The sequence below is a fragment of the Arsukibacterium tuosuense genome (genome assembly GCF_900215315.1).
Lineage (GTDB): Bacteria > Pseudomonadota > Gammaproteobacteria > Enterobacterales > Alteromonadaceae > Alishewanella > Alishewanella tuosuense.
In genome coordinates, this window is record NZ_OBEB01000002.1 from 47,920 (window position 1) to 62,673 (window position 14,754).

Sequence of the window (14,754 nt, forward strand, 5' to 3'; positions counted from 1 at the left end):
ATTCTCTGTTATATATTGTCGAAGCAGTAGTTTTTAAAGTTGCGGCTAAAAACTTATCTGCTGCCAGGTCGTTTTATTGTCAAAACTCAGCGTTTTAACACCGTCAATACCTTCAATATTGACAATATTGACCTGAGTGGGCCACAGCGCCTGTAACGAGCTGTGTTGTAAACGCAGCCCGGCTAGTTCTGGCGGGATAGCGGCTTCCTGATAAACCCAGTAAAACCGGCCATCCAGCTGACCGCCAACCAGACTTAACTTAACAGGCTCGCCTGCCAGCGAGCTGAGGCTAAAATGCTCAGCGACATATTGATTAAACTGCTGTTGGGTTTGCTGGTTGTTCAGTAAGTCGGCATTGTTATCAAATAACTGTTTTACCCCATGCTCGGCATCGTGCACATAAAAGCGGTGCATCACTTCAATATTGCCAGTACGTGAGTTAAACAGCACCTTACTCAACGCTGTTTTCATCTCATGCGCCGCCAGCTGGCCACAGCAGCAGGCCAGTAATAGCAAGCTCAGCAAGCAGCGCATTAATTGCCGCCCTGCTCAGCTGGCTTGTCAGCTTCTGACTTTTTTGCCGGATCTTTCAGTTCAGTTTTGCTGTCCTGCATAATATCGCGGCTGACTTTAGCTTTGCTCTTCTCAGACTTATAAGCCTCTATTCGTGACGGCACGATACGCCTTGGGTAAAAGTTATTTTCAATATCGACATCGGCCGTTTCCCATTTTGGGTCAACTACCACGTCTTGCAGCACTTTATCTTTGGCTGTCACAATAAGTTTGTTCACTGCCTTAGGGCTGCGACGCCAGATCTCAGCCGGAATGTACTGCTGCTCGCTGCTGCCATCGGCATAATTCAGTTGCAGTAAAATTGGCATCACCAGGCCGCCTTTATTGCTAAACTGCAGCACGTAGTAGTTTTTATCTTCCGCTACCGCCCGCTCAAACGCTGTGCGCTCCCAGGGCTCCAGTTCATGCAGAAACTTGTTGTAGGCATTGCGTTCTTTATTAGTAACGGTAAAACGATCGTTCTCGTCATAAAAATCGCGCACATCCGGATTCTGATCTATCCAAAGTACCTTGCCCTCAGCTTTATTACGTTCAACAAACAGCGACACAGGCTTATCCAGTTCTTGCTGACGTTGACGCTGAAAATCGATATCCGGGTTTTTAGTATCTAAACGCAGCTGAAACACTCTATCCAGCGAAATATCGACATGATCGGTGCTGTAAAACCAGCCACGCCAGAACCAATCCAGATCAACCCCGCTTGCTTCTTCCATGGTCCGGAAAAAATCAGCCGGCGTCGGCCGTTTAAACTTCCAGCGGGCGGCATATTCCTTAAAGGCAAAATCAAACAGCTCACGGCCCAGGATCACTTCCCGCAGAATATTCAGCGCTGCCGCCGGCTTGGTATAAGCGTTTGGTCCTAACCGTAATACGCTGTCAGATTGGGTCATAATCGGTACCTGGATATCGGACTTCATATAATCAACGATATCCCTTGGCTCTACGCCCCATGGAATAGTCGGGTCCCATTCCCGCCCCGCAACTCCGTCAAGAAAGCTGTTTAATCCTTCATCCATCCAGGTCCATTGCCGCTCGTCGGAATTTACAATCATCGGAAAGTAAATATGGCCAATTTCATGGATCACTACGCCTATTAAAAAGCGTTTTTCGGCCTGAGAGTAAGTGCGGCTGCCATCGTCCTGCAATTTGGTGCGAGGGCCGTTAAAGGTGATCATCGGGTATTCCATGCCACCGACCGGGCCATTAACCGATTGCGCGACCGGATACGGATAATCGAATGAGAAACGGGAATACACCTCCATGGTATGAATTACCGCCTCAGTGGAATATTTCTGCCATAACTCACCACCTTCTTTCGGATAAAACGACATTGCCATCACAAAGGGTTGCTCGCTACCGCCCTGCTGATAACCTTTGGCGTCCCAGATAAACTTCCGCGATGAAGCCCAGGCAAAATCACGGACATTTTTCGCCTTGAAATGCCAGGTTTTACTGCTGTCTGTGCCCTCTTTCTCGTTTTCCAGCGCTTCCTGTTCGGTAACAATAAATACCGGCCGCTTGGCAGTTTTTGCCTGCTCCAGCCGGTTTAGCTGCTCGCGGCTCAGCACTTTATTACTATTTTGCAGCTCACCGGTCGACGACACTATATGGTCACCCGGTACAGTCAGCTCAACATCATAATTGCCAAATTCCAGGGTAAATTCGCCCCGGCCCAGAAACTCTTTGTTGGTCCAGGCTTCGTAGTCGGTATAAGCCACTAGACGCGGGAACCACTGCGCCAATAAGAAAATATCATTGCCGCCTTCGCGCTCATCATCCGGAAAATGCTCATAACCGGCGCGGGCTGATACCGCATCTTCTTCGACAATATTAAAGGCAAAATCCAGACTGAACCCGACTTGCTGGCCCGGTTTTAACGGTTTTTCCAGATCAATCCGCATTAAGGTGCCAACCACAGTTACCGGCAATGCTTTGCCACTGCTGCTTTTCACATTTGATATAGCAAAGCCCAGCTCGTTGTCCGCCATAAACTGTTGCCGGCGCAATTCTTCCAGACTTAAACGCGCGGTGATCTCACCATCGCCGACCGAAGTTGCCGGACCGCGACGGCCAACACCACCAAAATCGGTGCTCATTTCGGCCATTGAGTCATTTTTAAAGATATTCTGGTCAAGGTGCAGCCATAAATACTTAAGTGTATAAGGTGAGTTATTCTGATAACGTATTTGTTGCTTGGTGCTTAACCGGCGGGCTGACTCATCCAGCTGCACAGCCATTTTATAATCGACCTGCTGCTGCCAGTATTGCTGGCCCGGCTCACCGGCGGCATTGCGATAAATATTCGGCGTGGGTAACACTTCATCTAACTGGCGAAATTTATCTTCAAAATCACCTTTGGTCTGGCGAATGGCACTGTCAGCAAAAACTGAACTGCAAAGCAGCGTCGCCAACAGACTAAACATTGATATTGATTTGAAAGACAACAAAGGTCGGGGCGAAACAGCAGGCATAATCAGGTGCTCTCTTATTATTATCAGTGCTTACAACAAGCGGACTACATTAAGGAAGTTCAGGCTGGCAAACAAGCAGTGTTCAGCACGTTTATCGGGCGTTCTGTCGCCAAAAAAAAGCCCCGCAAAAGCGGGGCCTGATATTTAGCCAGATTAAACCGGTTTAATCTCTTGGTTTACGCGGGGCCCGTGGGGCAGCACCCGGACGCGGACCTGGACCGCTGCGCCGTTCACCACCACTGTTCGGGCTGCTATTGCCGCCGGTACTGCCGGTATCAATACTGATATTCAGCTTTTGCTTACGCACATACACTTTTTTCAGGTGCTGAAAAATTTCAGCCGGAATATTGGCGGGTAATTCAACGGTACTAAAGTGATCAAACAATTTAATGTTACCAATAAACTGACTGTCGATATTCGCTTCGTTGGCGATTGCACCAACGATATCACCGGCGCGTACGCCGTGCTCTTTACCTACTTCAATCCGGTAATTGTTGTAATCACCTTTCATTTCCCGACGAACCCGAGGTCCTCGTTCTGGCCGCTCGCCTGAACGCTCCGGGCGGTCACCTGAACGTTCAGGGCGATCGCGCCGCGGCCGATCTTCCCGCTCACCGCGGGCGTGTGGCTGACGTAATTCAGGAAATTGCTTGGCCACATTTAACGGCTGATCTTTCTGCGCCAGAAATAATAACGCAGCAGCCATGTCAACATCCGTTGTTTCCAGCTTCTCGCGCCAATCGGTTACCAACTCCTGGAAGAAACTCAGATTCTGGGTTTCGATGGTCTGGGCCAGTTGCGCCCGGAACGATTCAATCCGACGTTGCTCAATCACCTGGCCAGTAGGCAATGACATTTGCTCAATCGGCTGCTTGGTTGCATGCTCAATAGTACGCAGCAAACGACGCTCGCGTGGCGATACAAATAATATTGCTTTGCCTTCACGACCCGCGCGACCGGTGCGGCCAATCCGATGCACATAGGCTTCACTATCGTATGGAATATCGTAGTTAACCACTAAGCTAATCCGTTCAACATCCAAGCCACGGGCGGCTACGTCCGTTGCAACAATAATATCCAGCTGGCTGGCTTTCATCCGGCGAATGGTCTGTTCTCGGTGCGCCTGATTCATATCACCATTTAAACAGGCCACAGCGTATCCGCGGGCACCCAGTTTTTCGGCAATTTCTTCAGTAGCACTTTTGGTACGAACAAACACGATGCTGGCGTCGTATTCTTCACCTTCCAGTAAACGGGTTAATGCGTCCAGCTTCTGGTTGGAATCGAGCAACACATAACGTTGCGTGATCCGTTCAACCGTACTGGTTTTTGACGCGATTTTAATCTCTTCAGCATTTTTTAAATGCTTCTGGGCAATCGCCCGGATCTGAGTTGGCATAGTAGCGGAGAACATGGCAACCTGGCGACCCGGAGGTGTAGCATCCATAATGGTTTGCACGTCATCGATAAACCCCATCCGTAACATTTCATCGGCTTCATCCAGCACGATAGCCCGCAGCTTGTCCAGCTTCAGGGTACCGCGGTCCAGGTGATCCAGAATACGGCCAGGGGTACCGACAATAACCTGCGAACCCCGCTTCAGCGATTTCAGCTGATTGGTGTAGCTCTGACCGCCGTATAAAGGCAGCACATGAAATGCCGGCATATAGCGTGCGTAAGCCTGGAAGGCTTCAGCTACCTGAATAGCCAGTTCGCGGGTAGGTGCCAGCACCAGAATTTGTGGGTCGTTTTGCGCAGGGTCAAGCCGCGCAAGTAAAGGCAAAGCAAACGCGCCGGTTTTACCGGTACCTGTTTGCGCCTGGCCTAACACGTCTTCACCAGCTAATAGTTTTGGAATTGCCGCCGCCTGGATGGGCGAGGGAGTTTCGTAACCAAGTTCAGTGACCGCGCGTACCAGCGGTTCCGGCAGCATTAGCTGGGAAAAAGACAAAGTTTCAGACATACGTTGTTATAACCTCAATCACACGCAGGCTTGTTGGTAAGTGCTATTGTTGTTTTTACCTGGCCTGCAATGCAGTAAAAACACGAAAACGGGCAAAAGACATAGCTTTCCCCGATTTTATTCCAGTAGTATAGCCAAACATTTACCACCTGGAGGATCACCATGATAGAAATCCTCGTTGGCAGCCAAATGGGCGCAGCGGAATATGTGGCAGAACAAGTTGCTGAAACACTGGTACAAGCGGGATATGAAGCAACGCTTCATCTTCAACCCGATTTGGATCAGCTAAACCCGACTCACGTCTGGTTAGTGATCACATCCACCTATGGCGCAGGAGATCTGCCTGATAATATTCAACCCTTTGCGGATCAATTAGCACAAGATCGGCGTGATCTTACCACACTTTCTTTCGCCGTGATCACTTTAGGTGATTCCAGCTACGATACTTTTTGCCAGGCAGGCAGAACGTTAAGCGAATTGTTGCAACAACGCGGGGCAAAACCATTGTTAGCGAATCTGGAAATAGATGTATTGATAGCAGACTTACCCGAAGATCAGGCTTTGGTATGGCTGCCGGAATTGATTAACACGATAAAAAAAGGCGAGTGATTATCACTCGCCAAAACACAAGTATCTCAGGAAGAACAGATAAATAAATCACTGCTCCCGGTTGACCTCAGCAATAAAACCAACCAGGCGCTACTGTACCTCGTAAAGCAGACTCTGACTTAACAATACCTTGATAAAGCATTGATAAAATCTGATTTTGAAGCGAAAACCCCAACGATTAGCAGTTGTGATACCCCCATGTTATCAACAATGTTTCACCATATTAATTCATAATGTGCATAACTTAGCTTTTATCCGGTTACTAACCTGTACTTATACCCTTAATAAAAAAAATATCAGCAGCGCCTGTGCATAAGTAGCATAGTTGTCCACCAGTTCAAACCGACTTGATCCAACCTTGATCACAGGATCAGATCTTATTTAAGCTATTGATCCCATATTGTAATAATCGTTTATCCACCGAAAACAGGCTGCTTAGTAGTAGTAATAATAAAAAGATCTTTAAATAGATCTTATATATATTAATCCGATCCTGATCCGCTTTAGACGTTTCACAAGTGATCGGATCGCGCTACAATACGCGCCCTATTTTCAAGTGGCGTTTATGCCAGAGTTGAGGCAGATATGTTGTATCAAGAAACTTTTGATGTGATCGTTGTCGGTGGTGGCCACGCTGGCACCGAAGCTGCTTTAGCTGCTGCCCGCATGGGTTTGCAGACTTTACTGCTGACTCACAACGTCGAAACCTTGGGTCAGATGTCCTGTAATCCGGCAATCGGCGGTATCGGTAAGGGCCACCTTGTTAAAGAAATTGATGCGCTTGGTGGCGCTATGGCTATGGCAGCTGACAAAGGCGGCATTCAGTTTCGTACCCTGAATAGCTCAAAAGGTCCAGCTGTGAGGGCAACCCGGGCCCAGGCTGACCGCCAGCTGTATCGTGCAGCTATCCGGCAAATTCTGGAAAACCAGCCTAATTTACGAATATTCCAACAAGCTTGTGACGATTTAATTGTTGAAAACGAACAGGTTCAGGGTGTTGTTACCCAAATGGGCCTGAAATTCCGTGCTAAATCTGTGGTACTGACTGTTGGTACTTTCCTCGGTGGCCAGATCCATATCGGTTTAGAGCAATTCTCTGGTGGCAGGGCAGGCGACCCTCCATCCATTGCTTTAGCACGCCGTTTGCGGGAACTGCCATTCCGGGTTGATCGGCTTAAAACCGGTACCCCACCACGAATTGATGCCAGAACTGTTGATTTTTCAGTGATGCAAGCTCAACCTGGTGATAATCCGACACCAGTATTTTCATTTTTGGGTAAACATGCTGATCAACCACAGCAAATACCTTGTTATATTACTTACACCAATGAGAATACTCATCAGGTTATCCGGGATAATCTGGACCGCTCGCCGATGTATACTGGTGTAATAGAAGGCATTGGTCCACGCTACTGCCCGTCTATCGAAGACAAAGTTATGCGTTTTGCCGATAAAGATAAACATCAAATCTTTATCGAACCAGAGGGTTTAACTACCCATGAGCTCTATCCAAATGGTATTTCCACCAGTTTGCCTTTTGATGTCCAGTTATCAATCGTTCACTCGATTAAAGGCATGGAAAAAGCCCATATAACCAGGCCAGGTTATGCGATTGAATATGACTTTTTCGATCCGCGGGATCTCACCAGTTCGCTACAAACTAAGTTTATCAAAGGATTATTTTTTGCCGGTCAAATCAATGGTACTACCGGGTACGAAGAAGCAGGCGCTCAGGGTCTACTCGCGGGGTTAAACGCTGCCCTTTTTGCTACTGAGCGCGAAGCCTGGGCACCTGGTCGGGATCAGGCTTATTTAGGTGTATTAGTTGATGATCTAACCACTCAGGGCACCAAAGAGCCCTACCGGATGTTTACCAGCCGGGCTGAATACCGCTTACTGCTGCGTGAAGATAACGCTGATGCCCGCTTAACAGCTAAAGGCCGTGAACTGGGTTTGGTTGATGATATTCGCTGGCAGGCATTTAGTGAAAAAATGGAACAAATAGAGCTGGAGCGCCAACGCTTGCGCCAAAGCTGGGTCCACCCGCAACACAATGCTTTAACAGCAGTTAACCCATTACTGAAAACGCCATTAAACCGCGAAGCCAGTTTAGAAGAACTGGTGCGCAGGCCAGAAATGACTTATCAACAATTAATGCAAATTGAGGGGCTTGGCCCTGCTCTAGCCGATCCGATAGCGGCGGAGCAAGTTGAAATTCAGATTAAATACGAAGGGTATATTAATCGCCAGCAAGATGAAATTGCCAAGCAACAGCGTAATGAAGCAACAAAATTGCCCGAAACTTTTGATTACACCGCGGTCAAAGGCTTGTCAAATGAGGTAATTATGAAGCTAAACCAAAGCCAACCGGCGACCGTTGGTCAGGCATCGCGGATTTCCGGTATTACACCGGCGGCCATATCACTGCTGTTGGTATACCTGAAAAAGCAGGGTTTACTGCGTAAATCAGCTTAAATGGGCACAACCCAGCCTGTAGGAAACTCAATGCTTGAAAAACTGCGGCAGCTGGTAGCTAAAACCAGTCTGCAACTTAGCGAAAACCAGCTACAGCAATGTATTGACTACGTTCAGTTACTGCACAAGTGGAACAGTGCCTATAACCTGACTTCGGTGCGTGATCCGGCAGAAATGTTGATTAAGCACGTTATGGATAGCCTGGTGATCGCACCGCATTTACAAGGTGAGCATTTTATTGATGTTGGCACCGGTCCCGGATTACCGGGAGTGTTACTGGCCATTTATTATCCCAATAAACAATTTACCTTGCTCGACAGCCTTGGCAAACGCATCCGCTTTTTGAATCAGGTTAAGATCCAACTGGGCCTGGCCAATATCAACCCTATACAAGGCAGAGTTGAACTGCATCAGCCAGAAAAATTGTATGATGGCGTGATCAGCCGGGCCTTTGCCTCTGCCAGTGATATGCTGCAATGGTGCCGTCATTTACCAGCAGCAACCGGCAGTTTTTACGCAATGAAAGGTGCGGCAGTGCAAGAAGAAATTGCAGCTTTGCCGGATTTTGTTAAAGTAAGCGCAGTTATACCATTGCAGGTACCAGAACTGGATGCCAGCCGGCACCTGCTTATTGTTACCAGCGTCTAACCATAACGAGGGAGCCTTGTGGGTAAAATTATCGCCATTGCCAATCAGAAAGGTGGGGTAGGAAAAACCACTACTGCTGTTAATTTAGCAGCGTCAATGGCGGCTACCAAGCGCAAAGTACTGTTAATAGACCTCGATCCGCAAGGTAATGCCACTATGGGTAGTGGTGTAGATAAATATGAAGTTCACGCCACCGCTTACGAGTTATTGATTGAACAAAAACCATTGGCTGAAGTCGTCGTCAAAGAAACGTCCGGTGGCTATCATCTGGTTGCAGCTAATTCCGACGTCACTGCCGCCGAAGTCAGGCTGATGGATGTATTTGCCCGTGAACTTCGCTTACGCACAGCGTTAAAAGACTACCGCAGCAGTTATGACTTTATTTTTATCGACTGCCCACCTTCCCTCAACATGTTAACCGTGAATGCCATGGCCGCTGCCGATACCGTGCTGGTACCGATGCAGTGTGAATATTTTGCGCTCGAAGGCCTGACTGCACTGGTCGATACCATTAATAAGCTGGCAGCGGTGGTTAATGCTGATCTGAAAATTGAGGGTATTCTGCGAACCATGTACGACCCGCGTAACAGGTTAGCTAATGATGTGTCAGAACAATTAAAACAACATTTCGGTGATAAGGTCTACCGGGCTGTGATCCCCCGTAATGTCAGGCTGGCAGAGGCACCCAGTTTTGGTACGCCGGTGATGTATTACGACAAAAACTCAACTGGTGCTAAAGCATATCTGGCATTAGCCGGTGAAATTCTGCGGCGTTCTGAAAAAAAAACCAGTGGCAAAGCGACCTCAGTATAACCACGATAAGTTAAAGGATATTTTTGCGCATGGCGGTGAAAAAACGCGGTTTAGGCCGGGGCTTAGATGCTTTACTGACGTCAAATAAAACGACGGAGCAAAATCACGCTAACCAGCATTCTGCAGAGCTGCAGAAACTGCCGGTCGAGTTTTTACGCCCAGGTAAATATCAGCCACGCAAAGATATGTCGCAGGATGCGTTGGAAGATCTGGCCAGTTCTATCCGGGCCCAGGGGGTCATTCAGCCAATCGTGGTGCGGGCTGTCAGCGACAACAGTTATGAAATTATTGCCGGTGAACGGCGTTGGCGGGCAGCGCAGCTGGCCCGGCTGGCTGAAGTACCTTGTCTGATTAAAAATGTGCCCGACGAGGCAGCGGTAGCAATAGCGTTAATTGAAAACATTCAGCGCGAAGATCTGAATGCAATGGAAGAAGCTGTTGCCCTGGACCGTTTATTAACCGAATTTGAACTAACCCATCAGCAAGTGGCAGATGCTGTCGGTAAATCCCGCGCTACCGTAACCAATTTACTGCGCTTAAATGCTTTGAACGACGATGTTAAAGTGTTGCTGGAACATGGTGATATAGAAATGGGCCATGCCCGGGCTCTGCTGGCGCTGGTTGATGACAGCCAGTCTGAAACCGCCCGTCTGGTTGCGCATAAGCAGCTTACTGTAAGGGAAACGGAAAGCCTGGTGCGGCGCATTCTGGAGCCAAAGGCCCCGGCAGCTGCAAAAGCCAGAGATCCGGATGTCGACGCGCTCGAGCAGCGGTTAAGTGAGCGCTTTGCCGCACCAGTGCAAATTATGTACAACAAAAAAGGTAAAGGTAATCTGGTTATTAATTACAGCAGCCTGGCCGAACTCGACGGTATTTTAGCCAAAATGCAAATAACCGGGGAAGATTAAGTATTTTATTTCGCTATGATAAGGACAAGCAGCCGCTAAAACCGCTTTTTGTTGCAAATCAGGGGCAAATAAGTATACTTTCGCAAGTTTTTTCTACCCCTGCACGGGCTATTACAACGAGGGGTTCAGTGGCAGAAAATATCGCAGCCCAGGCCAGGAAATCCGCATATTTTGCAGTGTTGGCTCAGGTTATCGTCGCCGGTTGTATTGCACTGGCGTTTTTTTTGCTGACTGACAGTGCGGCTGCCAAATCGGCATTTAAAGGCGGTTTGGCAGCGGCGGTACCAAATTTTGTATTCGCCTTTTTTGCGTTTCGTTACAGCGGCGCAGAACAGGCACAAAGAATAGCGGCGGCGCTAATGCGCGGCCACAGCTTAAAAATATTGTTAACTGTTATATTGTGTGCAGTAGTGTTACAACAGGAGCATTTAGTACCAGAGGCGTTTATTACTGGTTTCCTGATCACCTTACTGACACAGTGGACAGCACCGTTTTTCTTTAAACATTAAACTATTGGGATGAAACATGGCTGCAGGTGAAGAGTTAACACTGTCTAGCCATATTCAGCACCACCTTACTAACGCAAAAATGTGTACTGTCGATGGCAGTATCGCGTTTAACAAAGCGTGCAGTGAGGCCGGGTTCTGGACATGGCATGTCGATACCTTAGCGTGGTCTATTGGCCTTGGCATATTATTCTTGTGGATATTCCACAATGTGGCGAAAAAATCCACTGTTGGTGTACCCGGCAAGTTACAGTGCTTTGTTGAAATGGTGGTCGAGTTTGTTGCGGCCAACGTCAAAGACACCTACCACGGTAAAAGCAAATTAATCGCACCACTGGCATTAACTATTTTTGTCTGGGTGTTTTTAATGAACCTGATGGATTTAGTGCCGGTTGATTTCCTGCCTGCGTTCGCTGGTTTTGTCGGTGAAACCGCATTTGGTATGGACTCGCATGATGTCTATATGAAAATTGTACCTACCACAGATATCAATATGACTGCAGCACTGGCTGTTGGCGTATTTTTGCTGATGATTGGTTATTCAATCCGGATTAAAGGTGTGCTTGGCTTTATTAAAGAGCTGACCTTACACCCATTCAGTACCAAAAATATCCCACTGCAAATTGTGCTGATCCCGTTCAACTTATTACTTGAACTGATTGCGCTGGTGGCTAAGCCATTCTCATTGGCGCTGCGGTTATTCGGTAACCTGTATGCCGGGGAGATGATCTTTATCCTGATTGGTGCCATTGGTCTGGCGCAACTGCCGTTGCACTTTGTCTGGGCTGTGTTCCACATTCTGGTAATTGTCTTACAGGCGTTCGTGTTTATGATGCTGACCATTGTGTACTTAAGTATGGCCAGTTCAGATAACCATTAATTTTTTACTTTAACTTTAACTTTAACTATAGAAATATCGGAGATAAAAATGGAAATTGCAGTAGCTATTAAATTAATCGCTGTAGCGTTGTTAATCGGTTTTGGTGCTATCGGTACTGCACTGGGTTTCGGTAACATGGGTGGTAAGTTCTTAGAAGCTTGTGCCCGTCAGCCTGAACTGGCCCCTTCACTGCAAGTTAAAATGTTCATCCTTGCTGGTCTTATCGATGCCGTAGCTATGATCGGCGTAGGTATCGCTATGTACATGTTGTTCGCAATGTAATTGAAGGTTTTTAATCGTCGAACAACTAAATAAGGAGGAGCGGACGTGAACTTAAACGCCACTCTGTTAGGTGAATTAATCGCTTTTACCGTCTTCGTACTTTTTTGTATGAAGTTTGTATGGCCGCCGCTGATGAATGCCATCGAAACGCGCCAACAAAAAATTGCTGACGGTTTAGCAGCTTCTGATCGGGCAGAAAAAGACCTGGCGTTAGCCCAGGACAAAGCCAAAGATCAGTTAAAAGATGCTAAAGCACAAGCTGCTGAAATTATCGAGCAAGCAAGAAAACGCGAAGCGAAGATGATTGAAGAAGCGGCCCAGAAAGCGAACGCTGAGCGGGATAATATCCTGGCGCAGACCAAAGCCGAAGTTGAAGCGGAACGGAATCGTTTACGCGAAGATTTACGCAAGCAGGTAGCTGCCTTAGCGGTAGCCGGTGCAGAGAGAATTCTGCAACGTTCTATCGACGAAGCTGCTCACAGCGACATTCTGGAAAAACTGGTACAAGAACTGTAATGGGGATGAGCTATGTCTGATTTGACGAATATTGCTCGTCCGTACGCCAAGGCGGCCTTCGATTTTGCTGTTGAGCAAAAAGCGTTGGATGCCTGGCTGCAAATGCTGGCTTTTGCTGCGCAAGTAGCAGAAAACGACCAGGTTGCAGCATTGTTGCGTACTTCTGGTGTTGCTGAAAAGCAAGCCGACCTGTTTCTTCAGGTTTGTGGTGAGCAACTCAACGAGCAGGGTCAGAACTTTATTAAAGTGCTGGCAGAAAATCACCGCTTGTTGGCGTTGCCTGAAGTATTAGTTGCCTTTGTTGAACATAAAGCGGCATATGAGAAAGAAATAACCGTCGAGGTTACTTCCGCCACTGCCCTTGATAAAGCTCAACAAGACAAGCTGATAGCTGCATTATCGCAACGTTTGGCACGCAAAGTTAAATTGAACTGTAGCGTCAATCCTGACATGGTCGGCGGCATGCTGATCAAGGCAGGTGACATGGTTATTGATGGCTCGGTCCGCGGTAAGCTGGATCGTTTAGCAACTGCGCTGCAGTCGTAATTGGGGAATAGAGTATGCAACTGAATTCCACTGAAATTTCAGAACTGATCAAGAGTCGAATTGCTCAGTTTGAAGTGGTCAGTGAAGCTCGTAACGAAGGTACTATCGTCCAGGTAACTGACGGTATTATCCGGATTAATGGCCTTGCTGATTGTATGCAAGGTGAGATGATCGAGCTTCCTGGCAATCGTTATGCTATCGCGCTTAACTTAGAGCGCAATTCTGTTGGTGCCGTGGTAATGGGTCCGTATGCGGACTTAACCGAAGGTACCAAAGTAAAAAGCACCGGCCGTATCTTAGAAGTACCGGTTGGTCCACAGCTGTTAGGCCGGGTAGTAAATACCTTAGGTGCACCTATCGATGGTAAAGGCCCGATTGAAGCTGCGGGTTATGCCCCGGTAGAAAAAATCGCCCCGGGCGTAATCGACCGTCAGTCAGTCGACCAGCCGATGCAAACCGGTTATAAGTCAGTTGATGCGATGATCCCTATCGGTCGTGGCCAGCGTGAATTGTTAATCGGTGACCGTCAGACTGGTAAAACCGCCCTGGCAATTGATGCCATTATCAACCAGAAAAATACTGGTGTTAAGTGTATCTATGTCGCTATCGGTCAGAAAGCTTCTACCATTGCTAACGTAGTACGCAAACTGGAAGAACACGGTGCCCTGGCAAATACTATCGTGGTAGTCGCTTCTGCTTCTGAAGCCGCTGCGCTGCAATTCCTGGCGCCTTACTCTGGCTGCACCATGGGTGAATATTTCCGTGACCGCGGTGAAGACGCACTGATTGTATACGATGATTTGTCTAAGCAAGCTGTTGCTTATCGTCAGATCTCGTTGCTGTTACGCCGTCCGCCAGGTCGTGAAGCTTACCCGGGTGACGTATTTTATCTTCACTCACGTCTGCTGGAGCGGGCATCACGGGTTAATGCCGACTATGTTGAGCGCTTAACCAATGGTGAAGTAAAAGGCCAGACCGGTTCATTGACCGCCCTGCCAATTATTGAAACCCAGGCTGGTGACGTTTCAGCGTTCGTCCCTACTAACGTAATCTCGATTACTGATGGTCAGATTTTCCTAGAGTCTGATTTATTTAATGCCGGTATCCGCCCTGCGGTTAACGCCGGTATTTCGGTATCGCGGGTAGGTGGTGCAGCGCAAACCAAGATCATCAAAAAATTAGGTGGTGGTATTCGTCTGGCATTAGCCCAGTACTCAGAACTGGCGGCATTCGCTCAGTTCGCGTCTGACCTGGATGAAGCAACCCGCGCCCAGTTAGAGCACGGTCAGAAGGTAACTGAGCTGATGAAACAGCTGCAGTACAGCCCGATGAGCGTTGGTGAAATGGGTGTGTCAATTTTCGCTATCGAAAAAGGTTTTCTGAAAGATGTTGAAGTAGCCAAAATCCTGGATTTTGAAACTGCTTTAATCAGCTTTATGAAAGCCGAATATGCCGAGCTGATGGCTGATATCGCGAAAACCGGTAACTACAACGATCAAATCGAGTCGTCGCTGAAAGCGGCAATTGAGAAGTTTAAAGCAACTCAGACTTGGTAAATTACGCG

The 14,754-nt window shown here is 47.8% G+C and carries 14 protein-coding genes; 11 read left to right on the top strand and 3 right to left on the bottom strand.

Features of this window, described 5'->3' with window-relative positions; translation table 11 throughout:
- Positions 1-45 precede the first annotated feature (45 nt).
- From CRO03_RS04775 to CRO03_RS04785, 3 genes are all read right to left on the bottom strand, one after another.
- Positions 46-534 carry a DUF6702 family protein gene (locus CRO03_RS04775; RefSeq protein ID WP_097110500.1) on the bottom strand — a complete coding sequence of 163 codons (489 nt, stop codon included), beginning with the start codon at positions 532-534 and terminating at the stop codon, positions 46-48.
- Entirely contained in the window at positions 534-2,996 is a 2,463-nt protein-coding gene (locus tag CRO03_RS18505; protein WP_097110501.1) for a M1 family metallopeptidase, read from the bottom strand. Before CRO03_RS18505 ends, CRO03_RS04775 begins: the two co-directional genes overlap by 1 nt.
- A 211-nt stretch (positions 2,997-3,207) precedes the next feature.
- The gene (locus CRO03_RS04785; RefSeq protein WP_170948948.1) at positions 3,208-5,007 is read right to left on the bottom strand and encodes a DEAD/DEAH box helicase; all 1,800 of its coding nucleotides are present in this window, start codon (positions 5,005-5,007) and stop codon (positions 3,208-3,210) included.
- Positions 5,008-5,169: 162 nt separating this feature from the next.
- Here CRO03_RS04785 and mioC point away from each other — a divergent pair, with 162 nt between their 5' ends.
- The 11 genes from mioC (at position 5,170) to atpA (ending at position 14,746) form a co-directional block, all read left to right on the top strand.
- Positions 5,170-5,616, top strand: a complete 447-nt coding sequence (mioC, locus tag CRO03_RS04790; protein WP_097110502.1) for an FMN-binding protein MioC — start codon at positions 5,170-5,172, stop codon at positions 5,614-5,616.
- A 585-nt stretch (positions 5,617-6,201) separates the two neighbouring features.
- Positions 6,202-8,091 (top strand): tRNA uridine-5-carboxymethylaminomethyl(34) synthesis enzyme MnmG, encoded by a 1,890-nt coding sequence (gene mnmG / locus CRO03_RS04795; RefSeq protein ID WP_097110503.1) that lies wholly within the window; start codon positions 6,202-6,204, stop codon positions 8,089-8,091.
- Between the two features lie 30 nt (positions 8,092-8,121).
- Positions 8,122-8,739, top strand: coding sequence for a 16S rRNA (guanine(527)-N(7))-methyltransferase RsmG (rsmG, locus tag CRO03_RS04800; protein WP_097110879.1), 618 nt, complete (start codon positions 8,122-8,124; stop codon positions 8,737-8,739).
- 18 nt (positions 8,740-8,757) lie between these two features.
- Positions 8,758-9,552: a ParA family protein gene (locus CRO03_RS04805; protein ID WP_097110504.1), complete on the top strand. Its 795-nt coding sequence runs from the start codon at positions 8,758-8,760 to the stop codon at positions 9,550-9,552.
- A 29-nt stretch (positions 9,553-9,581) separates the two neighbouring features.
- Positions 9,582-10,460, top strand: a complete 879-nt coding sequence (locus tag CRO03_RS04810) for a ParB/RepB/Spo0J family partition protein (RefSeq protein ID WP_097110505.1) — start codon at positions 9,582-9,584, stop codon at positions 10,458-10,460.
- A 128-nt stretch (positions 10,461-10,588) separates the two neighbouring features.
- Entirely contained in the window at positions 10,589-10,969 is a 381-nt protein-coding gene (locus CRO03_RS04815) for an ATP synthase subunit I (protein WP_245861479.1), read from the top strand.
- Positions 10,970-10,985: 16 nt separating this feature from the next.
- The gene (atpB, locus tag CRO03_RS04820; RefSeq protein ID WP_097110507.1) at positions 10,986-11,846 is read left to right on the top strand and encodes a F0F1 ATP synthase subunit A; all 861 of its coding nucleotides are present in this window, start codon (positions 10,986-10,988) and stop codon (positions 11,844-11,846) included.
- A 48-nt stretch (positions 11,847-11,894) separates the two neighbouring features.
- Complete coding sequence (gene atpE / locus CRO03_RS04825) at positions 11,895-12,128, top strand: F0F1 ATP synthase subunit C (protein WP_062483651.1); 234 nt, start codon at positions 11,895-11,897, stop codon at positions 12,126-12,128.
- Positions 12,129-12,173: 45 nt separating this feature from the next.
- Complete coding sequence (atpF, locus tag CRO03_RS04830; RefSeq protein ID WP_019676216.1) at positions 12,174-12,644, top strand: F0F1 ATP synthase subunit B; 471 nt, start codon at positions 12,174-12,176, stop codon at positions 12,642-12,644.
- Positions 12,645-12,656: 12 nt separating this feature from the next.
- Complete coding sequence (atpH, locus tag CRO03_RS04835) at positions 12,657-13,190, top strand: F0F1 ATP synthase subunit delta (protein ID WP_019676215.1); 534 nt, start codon at positions 12,657-12,659, stop codon at positions 13,188-13,190.
- 14 nt (positions 13,191-13,204) lie between these two features.
- Complete coding sequence (gene atpA / locus CRO03_RS04840) at positions 13,205-14,746, top strand: F0F1 ATP synthase subunit alpha (RefSeq protein WP_097110508.1); 1,542 nt, start codon at positions 13,205-13,207, stop codon at positions 14,744-14,746.
- The last annotated feature ends 8 nt before the right edge of the window (positions 14,747-14,754 follow it).